General features: G+C 53.1%; 19 protein-coding genes. 8 read left to right on the top strand and 11 right to left on the bottom strand.

The features are described 5' to 3' along the window. Positions 1–76: 76 nt before the first annotated feature. From MKJ04_RS06950 to nudC, 3 genes are all read left to right on the top strand, one after another. Positions 77–2,119 (top strand): glycosyl hydrolase family 95 catalytic domain-containing protein, encoded by a 2,043-nt coding sequence (locus MKJ04_RS06950; RefSeq protein ID WP_241640776.1) that lies wholly within the window; start codon positions 77–79, stop codon positions 2,117–2,119. A 171-nt stretch (positions 2,120–2,290) separates the two neighbouring features. Next, complete coding sequence (locus MKJ04_RS06945; RefSeq protein WP_241640768.1) at positions 2,291–2,794, top strand: phosphoheptose isomerase; 504 nt, start codon at positions 2,291–2,293, stop codon at positions 2,792–2,794. Between the two features lie 122 nt (positions 2,795–2,916). Next, positions 2,917–3,855: an NAD(+) diphosphatase gene (nudC, locus tag MKJ04_RS06940; protein WP_241640766.1), complete on the top strand. Its 939-nt coding sequence runs from the start codon at positions 2,917–2,919 to the stop codon at positions 3,853–3,855. A 25-nt stretch (positions 3,856–3,880) separates the two neighbouring features. On the opposite strand, the gene MKJ04_RS06935 is transcribed toward nudC, so the two are convergent. Genes MKJ04_RS06935 through MKJ04_RS06925 form a run of 3 tightly spaced genes read right to left on the bottom strand, consistent with a single transcriptional unit; the run spans position 3,881 to position 5,397 of the window. After that, entirely contained in the window at positions 3,881–4,297 is a 417-nt protein-coding gene (locus tag MKJ04_RS06935; protein WP_241640757.1) for a c-type cytochrome, read from the bottom strand. Continuing rightward, the gene (locus MKJ04_RS06930) at positions 4,284–4,961 is read right to left on the bottom strand and encodes an SCO family protein (RefSeq protein WP_410896812.1); all 678 of its coding nucleotides are present in this window, start codon (positions 4,959–4,961) and stop codon (positions 4,284–4,286) included. Before MKJ04_RS06930 ends, MKJ04_RS06935 begins: the two co-directional genes overlap by 14 nt. A gap of 4 nt (positions 4,962–4,965) precedes the next feature. Next, positions 4,966–5,397, bottom strand: coding sequence for a hypothetical protein (locus MKJ04_RS06925; protein WP_241640754.1), 432 nt, complete (start codon positions 5,395–5,397; stop codon positions 4,966–4,968). A gap of 53 nt (positions 5,398–5,450) precedes the next feature. On the opposite strand from MKJ04_RS06925, the gene MKJ04_RS06920 reads away from it, so the two are divergent. Then, positions 5,451–5,597, top strand: a complete 147-nt coding sequence (locus tag MKJ04_RS06920; protein ID WP_241640752.1) for a hypothetical protein — start codon at positions 5,451–5,453, stop codon at positions 5,595–5,597. Positions 5,598–5,727: 130 nt separating this feature from the next. On the opposite strand, the gene MKJ04_RS06915 is transcribed toward MKJ04_RS06920, so the two are convergent. Then, on the bottom strand, positions 5,728–6,240 hold the full coding sequence (locus tag MKJ04_RS06915; RefSeq protein ID WP_241640750.1) for a hypothetical protein: 513 nt from the start codon (positions 6,238–6,240) through the stop codon (positions 5,728–5,730). A gap of 269 nt (positions 6,241–6,509) precedes the next feature. Further along, entirely contained in the window at positions 6,510–6,935 is a 426-nt protein-coding gene (locus MKJ04_RS06910; RefSeq protein ID WP_241640749.1) for a DUF2267 domain-containing protein, read from the bottom strand. Positions 6,936–7,072: 137 nt separating this feature from the next. Here MKJ04_RS06910 and MKJ04_RS06905 point away from each other — a divergent pair, with 137 nt between their 5' ends. Both MKJ04_RS06905 and gyrB read left to right on the top strand, forming a co-directional pair. Continuing rightward, positions 7,073–7,726, top strand: a complete 654-nt coding sequence (locus MKJ04_RS06905; RefSeq protein WP_241640748.1) for a hypothetical protein — start codon at positions 7,073–7,075, stop codon at positions 7,724–7,726. Positions 7,727–8,008: 282 nt separating this feature from the next. After that, entirely contained in the window at positions 8,009–9,967 is a 1,959-nt protein-coding gene (gene gyrB / locus MKJ04_RS06900; RefSeq protein WP_241640746.1) for a DNA topoisomerase (ATP-hydrolyzing) subunit B, read from the top strand. Positions 9,968–10,125: 158 nt separating this feature from the next. Here gyrB and MKJ04_RS06895 read toward each other — a convergent pair whose 3' ends face one another. The 3 genes from MKJ04_RS06895 to MKJ04_RS06885 form a co-directional block, all read right to left on the bottom strand. Further along, positions 10,126–11,067: a DUF5996 family protein gene (locus MKJ04_RS06895; protein ID WP_241640738.1), complete on the bottom strand. Its 942-nt coding sequence runs from the start codon at positions 11,065–11,067 to the stop codon at positions 10,126–10,128. Between the two features lie 75 nt (positions 11,068–11,142). Further along, on the bottom strand, positions 11,143–12,213 hold the full coding sequence (locus MKJ04_RS06890) for an HTTM domain-containing protein (RefSeq protein WP_241640735.1): 1,071 nt from the start codon (positions 12,211–12,213) through the stop codon (positions 11,143–11,145). Next, complete coding sequence (locus MKJ04_RS06885; protein WP_241640734.1) at positions 12,185–12,646, bottom strand: hypothetical protein; 462 nt, start codon at positions 12,644–12,646, stop codon at positions 12,185–12,187. The genes MKJ04_RS06890 and MKJ04_RS06885 overlap by 29 nt, the downstream gene beginning before the upstream one ends. A gap of 193 nt (positions 12,647–12,839) precedes the next feature. Here MKJ04_RS06885 and ppk1 point away from each other — a divergent pair, with 193 nt between their 5' ends. Then, a complete protein-coding gene (gene ppk1, locus MKJ04_RS06880) occupies positions 12,840–14,942 on the top strand; it encodes a polyphosphate kinase 1 (protein ID WP_241640733.1) in 2,103 nt (700 codons plus the stop codon). Positions 14,943–15,094: 152 nt separating this feature from the next. On the opposite strand, the gene MKJ04_RS06875 is transcribed toward ppk1, so the two are convergent. Both MKJ04_RS06875 and MKJ04_RS06870 read right to left on the bottom strand, forming a co-directional pair. Further along, the gene (locus MKJ04_RS06875; protein WP_241640732.1) at positions 15,095–15,994 is read right to left on the bottom strand and encodes a Ppx/GppA phosphatase family protein; all 900 of its coding nucleotides are present in this window, start codon (positions 15,992–15,994) and stop codon (positions 15,095–15,097) included. Positions 15,995–16,106: 112 nt separating this feature from the next. Next, positions 16,107–17,453, bottom strand: coding sequence for a M23 family metallopeptidase (locus tag MKJ04_RS06870; protein ID WP_241640731.1), 1,347 nt, complete (start codon positions 17,451–17,453; stop codon positions 16,107–16,109). A gap of 168 nt (positions 17,454–17,621) precedes the next feature. Between MKJ04_RS06870 and MKJ04_RS06865 the strand changes: the two genes are divergently transcribed. Then, on the top strand, positions 17,622–18,461 hold the full coding sequence (locus MKJ04_RS06865) for a murein L,D-transpeptidase catalytic domain family protein (protein ID WP_241640730.1): 840 nt from the start codon (positions 17,622–17,624) through the stop codon (positions 18,459–18,461). A gap of 1 nt (position 18,462) precedes the next feature. On the opposite strand, the gene MKJ04_RS06860 is transcribed toward MKJ04_RS06865, so the two are convergent. Then, positions 18,463–19,020: a thioredoxin family protein gene (locus MKJ04_RS06860; protein ID WP_241640729.1), complete on the bottom strand. Its 558-nt coding sequence runs from the start codon at positions 19,018–19,020 to the stop codon at positions 18,463–18,465. Positions 19,021–19,126 lie beyond the last annotated feature (106 nt).

The raw sequence follows: 19,126 nt of genomic DNA, 5'->3' as shown, positions 1-19,126 counted from the left end.
GGTGCCGCTTTTATTTTTCATGAAGAGATGATGGACCAAAATTCCTGAACAGACCCTAACCCTATACTTATAAAACATGATGAAACACTACTTTAGCCTGCTTTTGATGGCAGCATTCTTTTTCCCCGCTCTAGGTGCGGCGCAGGATAGCGATCCCTGGGTAATCAAAGCCGATAAGGTGGACCCCGCCAATTACTATGGCATCACGGTGGCCAACGGAATGATCGGGGTGGTTTCCTCCCCGGAGCCCTTTAAGGTGAAAGACGTGGTGCTGGCCGGCGCCTACGACCAGTATGGCCGCGGCCGGGTAAGCAATTTCCTGCGCAGCTTCAACCTCCTCAACATGAACATGGACATCAACGGCCGCCGCGTAGACAGCCGGAATGTCTCCAAGATGAAGCAGGAACTGAACATGCGCGAGGCCACGTTCACCACTACCTTCGATTATGGCCCGGATGCCACGGTGAGTTATACCTACTACGCCCTGCGCCATTTACCATTTACGGTGTTGATGAACGTGACTGTGCAGGCGAAGAAGGCCATCTCGATTTCGGCCAGCAGCGTGATGAAGGCTCCGGATGCCCTGCGTGAGGTGCAGAATTATTACAACGAGATCGACCGCCCGCACGTGGTGCTCAGCCTGCTTACCTCAGCCGCCAAAAGCCCGACGGGCAAGCTGCTGATGGCGGCCAGCAACACGTTCCTGTTTGAGGAGGAGCACGGCCACGAGCCGCGCGTGATCCATGAGATGTGGGACAACAACATGCACCTCATGAAGTTCGGGAAGCAACTGAAGGCAGGGGAGACTTATACTTTCTCCGTGGCCGGCTCATCCATCACGTCCGCCCACCACGACGACCCGCTGAACGAGGCCGAGCGCCTGACCATCTACGCCCGTCTGGAAGGCCGCGACCGCCTGCTGCAGTACCACAAAAATGCCTGGGATAAGCTGTGGCAAAGCGATATAAAAATCGAGGGCGACGCGCAGTCGCAACAGGACGTGCACAGCATGCTCTATCACCTGTACTCTTTTGTGCGCGAAAACACAGCCCTGTCGCCCTCACCGATGGGCTTGAGCGGCCTGGGGTATAACGGCCACGTGTTCTGGGACACCGAGATCTGGATGTATCCGGCCCTGCTGGTCATGCACCCCGAACTGGCGAAGAGCATGGTAGAGTACCGCTTCCAAAGGTTGGAGGCCGCCAGGCGCAACGCTTTCTCAAAAGGATTTAAAGGGGCGATGTACCCGTGGGAGAGTGCAGACTCTGGCGTGGAGGAGACCCCTGTATGGGCACTCAGCGGCCCGTTTGAGCACCATATCACTGCCGACGTGGCGATCGCCGCCTGGAACTACTACCTCGTGACACAAGACAAACAGTGGCTTCGCGAGAAAGGCTGGCCGATCCTGAAGGAAACGGCAGATTTCTGGGCTAGCCGTGTGGAGCGCAACGGTCCCGGAAGGTATGACATCAAAAACGTGGTGGCCGCTGACGAATGGGCCGAGAACGTAGACAACAACGCCTTTACCAATGCCGCTGCCAAAGCCAACCTGCAGTACGCCACGCAGGCTGCCAAAATCCTGGGCCTGACCGCCGACAAAGACTGGATGCAGGTAGCCAACAATATCCCGATTCTGAAGCTGGAAAACGGCGTGACGAAAGAGCATGCCACTTATGCCGGGGAGGGTATAAAACAGGCTGACGTAAACTTGCTGGCCTACCCCTTGAAGGAGGTAACCGACCCCGCCCAGATCAAAAAAGACCTGGAGTACTACGAAACGCGTGTGCCGGACGAAGGAACCCCAGCCATGACGCAGGGAGTATTTGCCCTGCTCTATGCCCGCCTTGGCGACCAGGACAAAGCATTTAAATGGTTTAAGGAGGCCTACGAGCCAAATCTCAACCCTCCGTTCCGGGTGATCGCGGAGACAAAAGGGGGCACCAACCCTTACTTTGCCACTGGGGCGGGAGGTATCCTGCAGGCTGTCATCATGGGCTTCGGAGGTATAGAAATCACTCCCACTGGGATTAAACAAGTGAAATCTGTGATACCGAAACAGTGGAAAAGCCTGACCATTACCGGTGTTGGGCCTGAAAATAAAACGTTTACTGTAAAGTAAATTAGCGGTATAAGTGCGCAAAGGAAAGTGAAAAATGGTATGATTTTCTCAAAAAAGGCCATCGCGTAGGTAAAAATTCGCAAATAATTTTACTTTTACACTTCATTTGCAAAGTAGCGGGTAAGTTTTGACCGCAGCTACTGGATTTAACAATTTAACCCGAGATCAGAAATGCCAACCGAAGACAGCAAGCAACAGCTTTTTAAAGAGATAGAGCAACAACTTACCACACAGGGTTTCAACATTGATAAGCAGGACCAGACCAGGCCATGGGGCGGTTTTTTTGTGATTGATGAGAGCCAGGCGCAAAAGTTTGCAGACACGTATTTCGAAGGGGTGTCTGTTGACAAACTGAAGATATCCGGCAAGCTGAGCCCGAAAATTCTGGTGGTGGCACCCGAGAAGCGTTTGTCGTGGCAGTACCATCACCGACGCGCCGAGATCTGGAAATCAGTGCAAGGCAGCGTGGGTGTTGTGACCAGCGAAACCGATGAGGAAGGCGAAATGAAAACTCTGCAACCGGGTGATTATATCACGTTAAAGCAGGGCGAGCGCCATCGGTTGGTGGGATTGAAAGAGTGGGGCGTGCTGGCCGAGATCTGGCAGCATACCGATGCCTCCAACCCGTCTAACGAAGACGATATCGTGCGCGTGCAGGACGACTTCGGTCGGTAACACGTTTTTATCCGTTTTCTTGACCGTCACCAAAAGCGCCAGTCTGGACTCCAGGCTGGCGCTTTTGGTGACGGCCTCGAGCGTTGATTTCATACCCCTGCAACACAGCGGAACCAACTGCCATGAACTATTTCTCACACAACCCCCTGAACCGTTTTTCTGAGATGCGCCCCGATGAGGCACACATGCAGCAGTTATGGCAAATGCAGGAGACACGCGTGCTGGTGGTGCACGAATCCCTGAGCTTGTTGCAACAGCATGACCTGGGGAGGCAAGCCGCCTTGCTATCGCGCCCGCAAGCTGACCAACTGGCCTCGGCGGCAATGGTGCAGGTATACCTGGGTTCCGAAAACGGCGTCCCTTATTTTGCCCTGGGTCTGGAAGGGGTGCAGGACACGCTGCCCACGCTACTCGGGGAGGCATATGCCCTGGCTGACCTGAGAACAACCGCACACGAATTGCCCTTGCCCGACAGTGCCTTGCTGGCCTATGCCCGGGGTATGGTGCACTGGAACCTGCGGCACCGGTTTTGCGCGAACTGTGGCACCCTAACCCGAAGCACGCATGCCGGCCATGTGCGGGAGTGTACCAACGGAAATTGCAACCTGCACCATTTTCCGCGCACCGACACTGCCATTATCGTGCTGATAGCTGAAGGCGATGCGTGTTTGCTGGGGCGGCAGGCGGTATGGCCATCCGGGATGTATGCCACCATCGCAGGGTTTCTGGAGCCCGGCGAGACGCTGGAGCAGGCAGTGGCTCGGGAGGCGCGGGAAGAGACAGGGGTGGCGTTAGCAGAAATCAGTTACCACTCCTCGCAGCCCTGGCCATTCCCAAGTTCGATCATGGTGGGTTTTCACGCGGTTGCCGCCAGCAGAAACCTGCTGGTATATAACGACGAATTGGAAGATGCCCGCTGGTTTACGCGGGATGAGATAGCCGCCGGACTGCGGGATGGCTCCCTTCGCCTGCCGCCCGTCATCTCCATCTCTTACCGCCTGATCCGGGATTGGTACGATGCCGCAGCGGGGTATAATCTGGAGGCTTTAACGGGATATTGATGAGGGCCAGAATTCACCGCTCCAGTTACTGCTGGTGTGGCGGGCACGGCTCCAGTAGGAGCGTGACCTCCTGCATGGTATAGCGTTGGTTGCTGTTTCCGAAGTTTGTCTGCATATAGTTCAGCAGGTTGGTGATCTCATCGGGAGCCAGGCGTTCCGCACCGGGCATCTCCCGGTTATACTCTTTTCCATTCACCACCATCGGCCCTTCGGCCCCATGCCGGATCAGGCAGGGAAGTTGCTGCCTGTTCTTTTGCAGGTAGTCGGCACCGGCAAGGGGAGGGATCAGGCCCCGCAGTCCTGTTCCGTCTTCCATATGGCAGCTCTGGCAATTGGCAACGTACAGGCGCTGGCCCTCATTCTGCTTGTCCGTGAAGCACTGCGTCAGGGTAAGCAGGGAGAGGGTGCCGAACCCCAGTACCGCCCATTTACTTTTTCGCATGCTTATTCTCATTCAGCAGTAAGGGGATGTCCTGAATCAACTGGTTTACGGATGTTTCCTCGGTGCCATCATACACGCCCCGAATTCGGCGATGGCCGTCAACCAGTATAAAATGGCCGCCGTGCGTAAAGCCGCCGTCTGCCTGTCCGTCCTCCTGGGCTGCCACCAGATAATTATTAGCCATGTCATAAATGCGGTCTTTCTCGCCTGTCAGGAAGTGCCATTTAGCTGCGGTAACGCCCAGGCGCTCCGCGAAGTCTTTCAGCACGGCCACGGTATCATGCTCCGGGTCTATGGAGTGCGAGAGCAACAGCACGTCAGGATTGTCTTTATACTCCTCATACACGCGCAGCATCTGGCTTTTCATTTTGGGGCAGATAGAAGGGCAGGAGGTGAAGAAGAAGTCGGTAACGTAAATTTTGCCCGCCACGGTTTGCTGTGTCACCTGCTGGCTATCCTGGTCTGTAAACGCAAAGTCAGGCACCTGGTGGTATACTGTGTCCACCACGGTCTGGCCGTTTGCCTCGCGTTCCACGGTCTCACGCTCCCCCAGTATAGGGAGCGTCCTGCCCTCGGCATCCGTCGCGGAATCAGAGCAGCCGCCCAGCATACCCACTGACAAGGCCAGCGAGGCTCCAACAAATACTTTTCGCAAAAAACACACTTTATTATTCAGGTTGCTCATAAGATTGGAAAGTTTTTCGGGCAGCGCGCAAGGTGCTGTCCATTACAAATTGTACGCGTTGTATTTTCAGTAGCTCCTGCTGCAGATAGGCCTCTGCATGCTGCGGGGCCAGGCTATCGGGAGCGTGGTACTGGTGCATCCAGTCCATCATCACAGCGTCGGCCTGGCTCAGGCCTTCCATTTGCTCTTGCAGCGCCTGTAGGGTTAGGGTGTCTGTCTGCCGGGCCGCAAGGGTGTCGTGCAGGCTGCGCAGGTTGCGGCGAAGTTTATATATGTCACCCATCTGGGCCATGGCGCTGTCATGCTTTGCCAGCACTGTCGCCTCCAACTCTTTCTGCGCTGTTGCCTCGGATGCGCTGTTGCCCGTGCAGGACATAAACAACAGGACAGGCAGCAATAGTGTTTTTCGTTTCATGGGCATTGGTGTCTGGTTAAATTAGCTCGAAGCACGCTCAAAACCTCCGATGTATGGCAACGCCAGCGTATAGCGACAGGAAGCACCCATCTGAGACGTTCTTTCTGCGCATTTTGCTCACAAGAAATAGGTTAAGTAAAATGCGCTTCGCTGCAAAGGTATGGTCGGTAGCTGGCAACTACAAGAGAAGCAACCAGTGATTGCCAGCGGAAGGGAAGATGCTATATAAGCTAGAGCTGCAAGCCATGCTTTATACTAAGGGATTGCAGAAGCATGTAGGCGCACTTCTGCAACGTACAGAAGTCGAGTTTATCTGGAAATAAGTTACGGTTAGGTATTGTCAATTTCCTCTACCGGCAACTGCAATATGGCTGCCAGCAGCTGTACATCATGCTGTGCCTTTTTTCTGTTGGAAAGGTAGAATGCCAAATCGCGGAAAAGCGGGTCTGTGACCAACGTGATTTTATACAGGGTTCTGCTGCTGGTAAACGTGGGAGAGGTGCCGTTAGACAGGTTTCTGGAGCGGACACGGTGGGTTGTGAACCGTATTTTTTTGAAATCAGGCAAGGATTTCCATTCGCCCACCCGAACCCCTAAAACGAAGGTATAGTTTCGAAACCGATTCGCGGCGGCATCAATCTCCACTCCGCAATAGGAGTATCGGAAAAGCAGGCCGGTGAGCAAAGAGAGTGCACCTAGCAGCGCAGATTTCAGGAAAGAGATTTCCTGCTTCATAAAGAAAGGGCTAAGCCACATCACGACACCAATCGCCACAAACAGGAGCCAGAAGTTCTTGGCATCACCAAACACAAAATTAGTTTTTGTCTTAAAATAAGTTTTCATAGCCGTTGCGAAATCCTGCTAATCAGGCTGCCAGGTAGGATGGTATGATAGCCGACAATTTAGGTATAAATTGTGCAATTACTAAAATTAGTCATATTTAATATGTAAACCTAAATATAAAAACGTCATATTCCCAGAATTCGTTCTGCATTCCATTATCAGAAATAGTACAGGGTAGTATAAAAGGGTATGACAGACATTTCCTGGCGAAAAAACGAAAAAGCCCGGTATGGTCTGGGCTTTCAGCGTACAGGTATGTTTGCCTCAGATTAGGCGGGTACCGTAAAGTCGGAGTGCAGCGCCTGCGCCACCTGGTCGTATTGCCCTGCGGAGATGTGCTCGCGCAGGAAGGCCATCACATCATGAAAGGCATAGTATGCGTGATCAAGCGTAGGGAAGTCGGCTTCACCGGCACCTGAGTCTTTGCTGCGGATAAACTCCAGCCACTCGTCCTTGTGGCGGATGCGCACAGGCTCGTGCGCCTTAAAACCGTCGAAGTATATTCCTTTCCAGATAATGGGCAGTTGCGCAGCAAAATGGATTGCCTCTCCGGTAGGTATACGGTCGCGGATGGCGTGCAGCACCGCCCGCATAATCCGGGCAGCCTTGTGCTCATCCTCTATGCCCAGATACGTACAGAGCTCATAAAGCCAGGTTTTTGAGTCTTTCAGATAGTTATCGAAGTTCATCGCCATAATTTTATCCTATTTATTCTCGTTTGACATATACTACCTAAACCTAACGCGGGCAATTGAAGAGAGTTTTAAGGAATTGAGTGTGGTTTGTGTTTCATCTGGCGCTTTAAATATATGTTCCGCACTTTAAATTTACTATGATGCGATTTATGCCCATGCACCTCACGCTCGCTCGCAGCCTGGCCGTGGCAGTTGGCTTATACCTGCTCAGCAGCTGCGACACACGCCGGAACCGCGACGAAGCGACTTACCTGACAGTGATTGGGGAGTATGAACAACCAATGCCCGATGCGGGGTATCGGCTCAATCTCTCTTTTAACGGGCCCCTGCGCCAGCGCGGAGCGATTAAGCGGTGGGCCGACTCCCTGCAACAGCAAGTGCCCAGTATGGTCCTTACCAGCGAGAACGTGTACATGAACTACATGCCCGAGCAAGCCGCGAAGCTGCAGCCCGAATTATTACAGGCAAACATATCTTATAATATTATTGCCGCAGACAGCGCCATGTATACCCGCATTATGGACGATCTCCTGCGCCGAAAAATACTGTTTAGCCTGCAGGTGGGAGGGACTGTGGTAGATCATGAAGAGCGACAGCGCATACAACAGGAACTAATGCAGAAAGCCTTACAAAACGCCACACAGAAACTCAATGCACTGGCGGGCAGCGAGGACAGCTACGAAATCGTGGAGGTGGAGGAAATGGACAACACCGTGCCGTATGGCCCCGAGTATAACGATTTTAACCGATGTATGGTGTCGCGGGTGCGGGTGAAGGCCCGGAAACACTGACAGGACTTATCAATTAGCCAGTTGTAACGAATAATCTCCTGATTTTTAGCCGAATAAAGAATTTTTGATCAAAGAACCTGAATTTTGCATTTTGCAAGGGAAAGTATTCATCAGGCTGGCACTAATAAGGGAGGGGGATTGTTGATGAAGATGGGCCTACAGGTTACTAAATCGATATGGGGGAGAATAGCGGCTTCGGTACCTGTTTTATGCCCTTTAAAAGTATAGCATAAACAAAATAAAAGTGGTAATTTTACCTACTAATCTACCTTTTGACACACAATGAGTGACGTAGAAGAAAAACAATTAGCAAACGATTATTCAGCAAATAGCATACAAGTACTGGAAGGCCTCGAAGCAGTTCGAAAACGCCCGGCCATGTACATCGGCGATATCGGTATAAAAGGCCTCCACCACCTGGTATGGGAGGTAGTAGACAACTCTATCGACGAGGCCCTTGCAGGCCATTGCGACGAGATCTCGGTTACCGTGAACGAAGACAACTCCATCACGGTGTCGGACAACGGGCGCGGCATCCCAACGGACTTCCACACCAAGGAAGGCCGCTCCGCATTGGAGGTAGTAATGACGGTGCTGCACGCCGGAGGTAAGTTCGATAAAGACACCTATAAAGTGTCTGGAGGCTTGCACGGGGTGGGGGTATCCTGTGTGAACGCCTTGTCTACAGACCTGCACGTAACCGTTCACCGCAACGGAAAAATATTTGAGCAGCACTATAACATAGGAGTACCTGCCTTCCCGGTGCGTCAGATCGGCGAGACGGACAAGACGGGCACCACGGTTCGCTTTCAGCCGGATGCTTCGATTTTCACCACCACAGAGTACAAGTACGATACCATCGCCAGCCGTCTCCGCGAGCTTTCTTTCCTCAACAAGGGTATCCGCATTAACCTGACGGACCTGCGGGAGATGAACGAGCAGGGCGAGCCCCTCAATGATTCTTTCCTGTCGGAGGGTGGCCTGAAGGAGTTTGTGGCGTATCTGGATGAAACGCGGGAGAACCTGATCCCGGAGCCGATCCATGTGGAGAGCGAGAAGAACGGCGTGCCAGTGGAGATCGCGCTGCAGTATAACACGTCGTATGCCGAGAACATCTTCTCGTACGTGAACAACATCAACACCATCGAGGGTGGTACGCACGTGGCTGGTTTCCGCCGTGCCCTCACCCGTACCCTGAAGTCCTACGCGGACAAATCAGGTATGCTGGACAAGGTGAAAATTGAAATCGCCGGCGATGACTTTAGAGAAGGTCTGACAGCTGTTATCTCGGTGAAAGTGCAGGAGCCCCAGTTTGAAGGCCAGACGAAAACCAAACTGGGTAACTCAGAGGTGGCGGGAGCCGTGGATACTGCTGTGGGTGAGATGCTGAACCAGTACCTGGAGGAGAACCCGAAGGAGGCGCGCATTATCGTGCAGAAGGTGATCCTGGCGGCGCAGGCCCGTTTTGCCGCCCGCAAGGCGCGGGAGATGGTGCAGCGCAAGAGCGTACTTTCCAGCACCAGCCTGCCGGGCAAGCTTGCCGACTGCTCCGACAGCAACCCTGAGAACTGCGAGATTTACCTGGTGGAGGGTGACTCAGCGGGCGGGTCTGCCAAGCAGGGCCGTAACCGTAAGTTCCAGGCGATTCTGCCGCTGCGCGGTAAGATCCTGAACGTGGAGAAGGCGCAGGAGCACCGCATCTACGAGAACGAGGAAATCAAGAACATGATCACAGCGCTTGGCGTTAGCTTCGGAACGAAGGAAGACGACAAGGCCCTGAACATGGAGAAGCTCCGTTACCACCGTATCATCATCATGACGGATGCGGACGTGGACGGTTCTCACATCCGGACCCTGATCCTGACGTTCTTCTTCCGCTATATGAAAGAGCTGATCGAGAACGGTTATATCTACATTGCGCTTCCGCCGCTTTACCTGGTGAAGAAAGGCAAAGAGGAGCGCTATTGCTGGAGCGAGCAGGACCGTGTTGAAGCGGTTGCCGAACTGGGTAAGGGCCGTGAGGAAAGCGTAGGCGTGCAGCGTTACAAAGGTCTTGGTGAGATGAACCCGGAGCAGCTCTGGAACACCACCATGGACCCTGAGCACCGCAGCCTGAAGCGGGTGAATATCGATTCTGCCGCAGAGGCCGATCACCTGTTCTCGATGCTGATGGGCGATGAGGTAGGCCCTCGCCGCGACTTTATTGAGCGCAACGCCAAATACGCCCGAGTAGACGTATAAGCATAAAATCTATACATGGGAAAAGGCCAGCTGTACAGCTGGCCTTTTTCTATTTATGGGGAACATAACTGATGAAGGAACCTCAATGAAGTCTGAATTCAGAATGGCAAATGAAAACAGACTGGTTTAAGCGCCACATTTTAATCATACTATACCTGCTACAGCTCATTCAGCGGCTTCACGCGCAATTCTTCTATTGGCCAGCCTGCCAGCCTGGCACCGGCCTGGTAGCTGCTTTCCAGGAAATCCAGCAGGGCCTGGCGCGGGTTGTCGAGTTGCCGCAACTCCTCATAGTTCAGCAGGGCCATGGGGCTTCCGTTAGAATCTACCCACTTTGCCACATCAGGCTTTAGCACCTCTTTGTCGATACCCTCCGGGGAAGGGTAGGTATAGACATAAAACGCGGGGAAACGCACCTGGTCATCGCCGGGCCAGAATCCAAAACTAATTACTTCATGGGAGTAGCCATCTTTCTCCACCACACTGGCATCTTCACGCACCGGGAGTCTTTTGCCGGAGAAACGCGTGATGGTTAGGTCCATGTGGTGCCAGTAGAGATGCACCGGGCATGTTTTGCCATAGAAGCGTCCGCTGAATTCCTTCATCACCTGGTCTACTGTTGTCAGTACACGCCAATACCGGTTAGCCTGCTCGGGCTTATAGATGGCGTGTTCGTTGTCTTGGGCAAAAGGCGTTTCGGTTTTCAAGTCATAGGGCTTGGCCAGGATTTTTACATGAACGCCCAGCGTTGCAAGCGCCTCCATCACCTTTGTGTAAAAAATTGCAACGCTCAGGCCATCCTGTAAGGGTATACATTGTGTATCCCCGCTACTACTGCACAATTTTAACTGGTGCTCTATAAAGTCGAAGTCGATCTCTATGGTAGTCTTTTTGTAGGGCATGGGGCCAGTGCTGAGGCCACGGCTGGTTACATACAGCGTTACGTTCCACCAGTGGTTGCGGCGGGGCATCAGCTTCAGCCTGATCTTTCCGATAATCTGCAGGTAGAGGTGTAGCGTTTCCTTGGTTGGCTCCCACGCTTCCAGCGGCAGGGCGGGGAAGGTCTCTTGTGCTACTCCGGATTTGCTGGATATGTCCATAGGGTCTGGGTTAAGTTATTGAACCATAATTCCTTCAGGTTATATGGTACGGCTGCGCCAGGAAATGGTCAAGGATTAATTGCGTGAACGCAGAAAGGTTTTAGCGAGCGTGTGTACGCCCGGGAAATACAGCAGCCCCGCCAGGTAGAAATGCTTCTGCAGAATCTTAAACCTAAAGCCGTCAAAAGCGGAAGAGTAGAGGCTGATGTATGGCTTCGGTACAGAACCGTTCTGCCTTTGGTGGAATAGCCGGGGAAACATCGCGTCGTATGGTATAAAAAGGCAGAGGACCACAACGGTTGCCACCACAAAGAACGTCTGAAAAGCTACCATGTTCATCACATGGAAAAGAACCAGGAAAAGTCCGATCCACGGGCGGAGGGGCTGCCGGAAGGCGGCAAACACACTGACGCTCTGTAGGTAGACCGCTAGCACAAAGCTGGCTTGCCAAAACACCGGGAAGACTGTGAAAAACGGGGTGGTCTCAAACGCGAGGTCATAGTTCCGGAAGCTGACAAAGGCGTTCGACAAGGCCGCGTCCGGGTGAAGCCAGGTCATGTCAGGCGAGGCGATGACAAGCTTATACAGCAATGCCGGGATTTTCCAGAGGCCAGCCAGGGTATAGGTGAACAGTATACCGGCATAATACCACTGGATGCTCTTGCTCAGGTAATGGTCAGGCAATGAAAGGGATGCCCTGTTTACAGGTATGAAAATCAGGAATAAGTGTGCTAGCAAAAACGTATGATTCACATGGCTCAAAATACCGTAACCCCACTGCGGTAAGTTCAGCCACAGCAGGCACACGGCCAACAAGGCCTGGGGTAGCGTTTGGTTTCTTGCCCGCACCAACAGATAGCCATTGAGTGCCACGGCAAGTCCGGCTATACAGTAAAAGAGCCACTCGCCTGGCAGCGTGGGCATCAGCAGGCGGGGGAGCTGGTGCAGCTGCCAGAAAAGTTCGGGGGGCCTTTGCAACAGAAGCTGAAACTTCCGAACGGTCCAGAAAAGCCACACGAAACTAAAAACCCGAAGCGCCAGCGTGCCAATAAAAAAATTAAAGACCTGGCGGGATGGATCCTGAACCACACCTGCCGCTTCTCTGACGCGCTTTAAGCTAGAAGGTGAGAACGGTGAGTGTGTCATAGCGCTGCGGGGCGATGGAATGTAAATTGGGGGTATAGCTTTCGCGGACAATTTTATAGTGGCTTGCCGCTGGCGCTACATGCTGTGCGAAGCTGAGCAGGCGAGCTTTTGCCTTAACAGAAGTTTGTCCTTCAGCCAGAGCGGCCTGCACCAGCGTAGTAAGGGTATACACATACTCGTCCTGGCTGAAGGTGACTGTTGGGCTGACCGGCTGGCGCACATACTGGGTTGCTCCTTTCGGCATGGTATAAATCCGGTATTCCTCCACGTGCCTTTTATAGCCCAAGGGTTGGGTATACAGTTTCCAGCTGGCAAATGGGTATACCTCGCCAAACCCGGTAAAAGCGAGCAGGGATGTCAGAAGCGAACCGAGGAAACTCAGCAGCACCAGCAGGCGCGTCAGTATAAAACCAGTCTTGGAAGAAGGCCGCATGAATTTTGAACAGTGAGACATGAAATAGCAGCAAAGTATAAAATCTGCCTTTGGTTGATAGCACAATCTGCGCTTAAAAATTTAAATTCGCAATATGAAGGAATAACTATACTTTCTGGCTATATTTTGGAATAAACAAAAAAACGGCTTCAGTGTGAGCAAAGAGGAGACTGAGGCCTAAATCACCGAAAACATGCTTATAAATAAGGTTTCTGACCAAATAAAGAGAAGTAAATACATCAGCCGCGACCTGAGCTGGTTGCGTTTCAATTACCGGGTGCTGGACCAGGCGCGCGATACCAACAAGGGCTTTTTCGACAGGCTCAAGTTTATAGCCATCACTTCCTCCAACCTGGACGAGTTTTTCATGATCCGGGTGGGTAGTTTGTACAATTACCTCGATTACGGCAAGGAGCGCACCGACTATTCCGGGCTGCGGGAACTGCCGTTCCGGAAGAAGCTGCTCGACTACGCACACCGCTTCGTTAACGACCAGTACCTGACGTTCAACAATGAGCTGAAACCGGTTTTTGCCAAGAACGGCTGCGATATTCTGAAGATGAGCGAGTTGACTGAGATAGAGCAAAAGAAAGCCGACTCCTACTTTAAGAACACCATCTACCCGCTCCTCACCCCAATGGTTTACGACAACTACCACGGTTTTCCGCTGCTGATGAACCAGTTGCTGACCTTTGGCGTAGTGACGCGCACCACCGAGGAGCTAAAGGCCCAGGATCGGGTAACGTTTGTGCAGATTCCGCAAAACCTCGGGCGTTTCTACGAAATCAACCGGAAAGACAAGATCGTTTTTGTGCCGATTGAGGAGATCATCCGCACAAAAATCAAGAAGCTGTTCCGCAATGTGGAGATCGTGTCGGCTAACCTGTTCCGCATCACCCGCAATGGGGACTTCACGCTGGAGGAATCGGATGACATGGAGGCGGACTTCGTGCAGGAGATCAAATCGAAACTGAAAACGCGGAAGAAAGGCCGGGTGGTCAGGCTGGAGATAGAGCGCAACCCTTCGCAATTCCTGATGAAAGTGCTGAAGGAGCGCTGGGTGATCGACAACTCCAACGTGTTTACGATCAACAGTATGATGGACCTGCGCGGTTTGTGGCAGATCATCAAACACCGGCAGTTTAAAGACAAGGGCTTTAAGCAACCCGCGTCGGTGCTGCCGCTTAGTCTGCCCAGCGATGGCATGGACATGTTTGAGTACCTGAAGGAGCATGATGTGCTGCTGCACCACCCTTACAACAGCATGGAGCCGGTGGTAAGTATGCTGGAGCGCGCTGCGGAAGACCCGCTGGTGTTGGGTATAAAACAAACGATCTACCGTCTGGCTGACCAGTCCAGGGTAACGGCTGCCCTGCTGAAGGCGGCCGAGAATGGCAAGCACGTGTCGGTGCTGTTTGAGGTGAAGGCACGTTTTGATGAGGAGCGCAACCTGCGCGAGGGCGAGCGCCTGGAGAAGGCAGGCTGTTTTGTGATCTACGGGATCAGCAAGTATAAAACGCACACCAAGATGCTGATGATCATCCGGAAGGAGGGGGAGAAGGTGACGCGGTACGTGCACATCGGCAGTGGCAACTACAACGAGCAGACGGCCCGCCTCTATACCGACGTGAGCTTGCTGACTACCAACGATGTATATGCGCACGACGTGTCGGAGTTCTTTAACGTAATCACCGGCCACTCGCGCCCGAACGAGTATAAGTACCTCATGACCTCGCCAAAGAGCATGCGGCACCACTTAATTGAGTTGATCCGTACTGAGGCCCGCAATGCTAAGAAAGGCCTGAAAAGCGGTATCGTGATCAAGATAAACTCGCTGGAAGACAAGGAGGTAATTGATGAGTTCTACAAGGCCTCAAAAGCCGGCGTTCCCATCAAACTGATTGTGCGGGGCATTTGCTGTATTCGGCCGGGCCGCGAGGATTTGAGTGAGAACATCTCGGTGAAGTCCATTGTCGGGGAGTACCTGGAGCACTCACGCCTTTATTACTTCCACAACAACGGCGACCCCAAGGTATACAGCGGCAGCGCTGACATCATGGTGCGCAGTTTCGACCGGCGCATCGAGGCCCTGTTCCTGATCATGAACGAGGAACTGAAAAAAGAGGTGATCAACATCCTGTACTACAACCTGCAGGATAACCAGAACTCCTACATCATGCGCGAGGACGGCACCTACATAAAAAAGCGAACCGGCCCGAACGAAGAAATAGTGGACATCCACAAGCTGTTCTTCAACAGGTATTGCCACGAAGTGAAAGAAGGGGAACTGGTATAATCCAGTTAACAGTTAACAGTTACCATTTAACATATACCAGTAAGAAGGCGGTTGCAGTTAACTTTTCAGAAAGTTAACTGCAACCGCCTTCTTACTATATAAGTACTCAAACTGATAACTGATAACTGATAACTGATAACTGATAACTGATATTAGCTGATGCTGCTGATCACAAAGCGCTCGGGGTGATAGCGCTCGTAAAGCGAGTGCAGCATACCGTCCTTTAAACCAACCGAGGGAACGATCATACTCTCGACTTTGGCCCACTTCATGGCCGACAGGTATATCTCGGAGGCGGGAATGATGACATCGGCACGGTCCGGGTTTAGGAGCAGCTCGGTAATGCGGTCCTGCATGGGCATGGCACTGATGCGGGCCGCCACCTCTTCAATCTGTTTCCGGAAGATCGGCTTGCCGCTTACCTTGCCTGCAATCTCGAATATCTTGTTGATGTTGCCCCCGGTGCCGATGGCACGCGAAGGATGGTATTTTTTGGAGTTCGTCTCGATCCACTCGCGCATGCTGTTCCAGAGCTGCGAGGAGTCGCGGTTATGCATGTGCCGGATAGACCCCTGCTCAAAAGACTGAGACGCCATTTTCTCGCGGTTCACGTAGATGTTGAACTCTGTGCTTCCGCCTCCCACATCGATGTGCAGGTAATTTCGCTCGTCCAGGTACTTGTAAATCACCTTGTTGATGAGTTCTGCCTCGGTCTCGCCTTCAATTACCTGTATCTCCATACCCAGTTGCTGCCGTACCCGCTCAATAATCTCGGGAGCGTTGAGGGAGGAGCGCATGGCGGAGGTGGCGCAAATCATATAATGGTCCACATCGTGCACGTCCAGCAAAAGTTGAAACGCATGCAGGAGCTTGATGAACTTCTCGATCTTCACGTCGCTGATGTAGCCGGTGTTAAACACATCTTCGCCAAAACGAATGGCATAGCGCACGTACTCTACTTTCTTAAAAAAAACATGCCCGTTCTGGTTAAGCACGCTGGAGATCTGGCATCTCACCGCGTTCGATCCGATGTCAATGGCTGCTAACTTCAAATGTTTGCTGTTTTGGTTGTCGTTAGGGTAAATATAAGCAGAAAAATCCTTTTGGGAAGCCGGAACGGCTGATGGCACCCACCGTTCGCCAGAATGCATAGGCCCATTCTGATTAGTCTATCCACCCAAGCACGCCGCCGGTGTCGCGCACCAGCCTGAAGCCATTGTAATTCCCGAGGATGGCGATTTGGCTACCGGCGGCAAGGCTGTCTTTGGCGGCGGCGCGCGTATCGGCACTATCCAGCAAATCTGTTGCTGCCGCGAGCTTTTCATAGGAGATGGGAGTTGCGGCGGCTTCAACCACACTGCTGGCGATGTATGCTTCGGAACCGTTGGGCAACGCCACCCGGTACCAGTCCGAAACCCCGCCCGTCACGCGCAGGGGGGTATGGCGGGGCAGGGTGCCAAAGGAGCGGGCTTTAATGGAAGGTGCCAGCCGGAGGTTGGCGGCACTTGCCGACACCCGTACCCAATTACCCACCAATGCAGGGTCTATCCGCACATCAGGAGCTTCATCAGGTGAGGTATGGAGGTAGGGGTATGGATTTGTAGCCCCACGCCCATACCGGTAAATCCCGAAGTGCAGGTGTGGGCTCGTGGTGATGGCGTTGCCGGTGTTCCCCACCAGGCCCAACGTGTCGCCGGGGTGCACGCGCTGGCCCACTTGCACCAGCTGGCTGTCGAGGTGCGCGTAATACAGGCTTTGCCGGCGGCTCATGTCCGATACCCATACCACCTTGCCGCCGCGCGGCGTCACGTTCACGCGCGTCACGGTACCATCGGTGGCGGCGAGGGCAGGAGTGCCCCGCGCCGCAAAAATATCGACGCCCTCATGCCGGCGGGCCCCGCCATCGCGTGGGTCGCCCCAGATGCTGGCGATATGTTGGCTGGTTTTGCCCTGCACCGGAAAAGCCAGGGTGGGTTCTGTCTCTATCCTGAGGGTATACTGGCCGCTGCGAAGGAGTTCGGGCTGTACGCGCAGCACGTGCTGCTGGTCCTCCTCCACCTCATACCCGAGAGAGGCGCCCACTGAGTCGGCGGAGGCCACGCGCCGGGCCTCCCCGCCAGCGTTTTCCGGCACCTCAAACAGGTCGACAAACACCTGCATCGGCTCTTTTGCCTGCACCTCGAGGTGCACCACGATGCGCTCGCCCCGTTGCGCTGCCACGAGGTAGCCGAGGGCACGAGGCTGGCCTGCGGCAAAGTAGCCCGTCTCTTTTAAGGGTGGCGTAATGGTGATGGAGTCCTGTAAGGCCTTCTGCCCGGCCTGCAGCCAGTCCTGCCCCAGCGCTGTTTGGTCCAGCCCGGCCGATTTGATTTTCGCGGCGTACTTTTCGTAAGGCGACTGGTGGCGCTCAAACACCCCGCGCAAGGTTTGCTTTCCGCTACAGCTGGCCAGCAGCAACAGGAGGAGGGTATAGCATATATAAAAAATCTTATTTCCAGAATTGCTTCTCATGGAGTGGTATAATGTGAATGTTGTCTTGATAACAGCCTATCAAGTAAAAATGATGCCAATTAACCCTCATATTTTCTTGTTTGCTACGCGATTTTCCCGAAATGCTAAATAGGAATTAACTGAGCCCCTGATTGTACGTACTAAGTAGGAAGCTAAAACCTAGAAAAAATGAGAATACCAAGATGGAGATACGCAAAGCACAAGTTGGCCAAAGGACTGCTGCCGTTGTTTGCCCCTTTGGTGCTTACCCCATTCGCTACCCCCGCAAACACGGGAGCCGCCATGCACAAGCCAGACTCCAGGAAGATTAAAGACAGGGTGGCAAGCTACAAAGTGATGAAATTTAACCAGGTGGCCTACAGCCTCTACAGCTATATGGACCTGCAGAAAACAGGGCTTAAGTTTGAGGTGTTCGACAAAGCCCTGACCGGGTATTACAACATGAAGCGGAAAGGCCAGGTGTCTGACAAACCGATCATCACCATCATCGACTTCACAAAATCCTCGAACGAGAAAAGGCTGTGGGTGGTGGATATCGATAAGAAGGAGATTCTGTTCAACACATACGTGTCGCATGGCCGCAACTCCGGCAACGAGTATGCCGAGTATTTCTCGAATGAGAACGAATCCTATATGAGCAGCATCGGGTTTTACGTGACCGATGACACGTACTTCGGCAAGCACGGCCTTTCGCTGAAACTGGAGGGGCTGGACGAGGGCTTCAACACCAACGCCAAAGACCGCTGCATCGTGATGCACGGGGCAGAGTATGCCACCGAGGACTTTATTCAGCAGGCAGGTCGCTTAGGCCGAAGCCTTGGTTGTCCGGCCATTCCGATGGAGCAGCACGATGAGATTATCAAAGCCGTTATGGGCGGTACTGCCCTTTACGCACATGCCGCCTACGATGCCTATACCTCGCAGTACCTTGACCACGTGACAGCCATGGCGGAGCTAGTGCATGAAAAGAGCAAAGCCATACCTCCCGTAAACCTAAACCAATCCTGAATCAGCTCATACGCCACTTGACACTGCACCCCACGCTGGGTATCTGATCCTGCGGCACCTCTTGCTTGCGCAACAAGGCGTCTAATGCCGCGCGCAGATCTTTTCCCGTCACGGGTTTGTCGTTATTTGGCCTGGCATCATCAAACTGGCCGTGGTAGCGCAGTGTCAGGTTTCCGTCATACACAAAAAACTCGGGTGTGCATTCAACCTGATACAGGCGGGCCACCTGCTGGGTCTGGTCGTAGAGGTATGGGAAGGGAAACTCATAATCCAGCGCGAGGGCCTTCATGTGCTGCGGTCCGTCCTGCGGCGAGGCCATGGTGTCGTTAGAACTGATGGCCACAAACTTTACGCCCTTGGCCTCATACTCCCTGGCAAGCTCAAGAATTTCATCCAGAATATGCTGCACGTATGGGCAGTGGTTGCAGATGAACATGATAACCGTTGCCTTCATCGACGTTACGTCGGCAAGCGAAACGAGAGTGTCTGATGCCGTGTCAATCAAAGCGAAACTGGGGGCTTTGGTGCCCAAATCGATCGTAGCGCTGGTGTATGCCATAGTGGAGGGTATGAATTAGGATATAATCGCCCTTCCCGTTCCCGAAAAGAGCGATTATTCTAAAGTAAGCATTCTTGAGGCATATCACAAATGATTTAGTAGAATG

The sequence above is a fragment of the Pontibacter sp. E15-1 genome, assembly GCF_022601975.1.
In the GTDB taxonomy this organism is placed as follows: Bacteria; Bacteroidota; Bacteroidia; order Cytophagales; family Hymenobacteraceae; genus Pontibacter.
The sequence above is the reverse complement of the archived record's forward strand: the minus strand, read 5'-3'. Positions and strand labels throughout refer to the sequence as shown.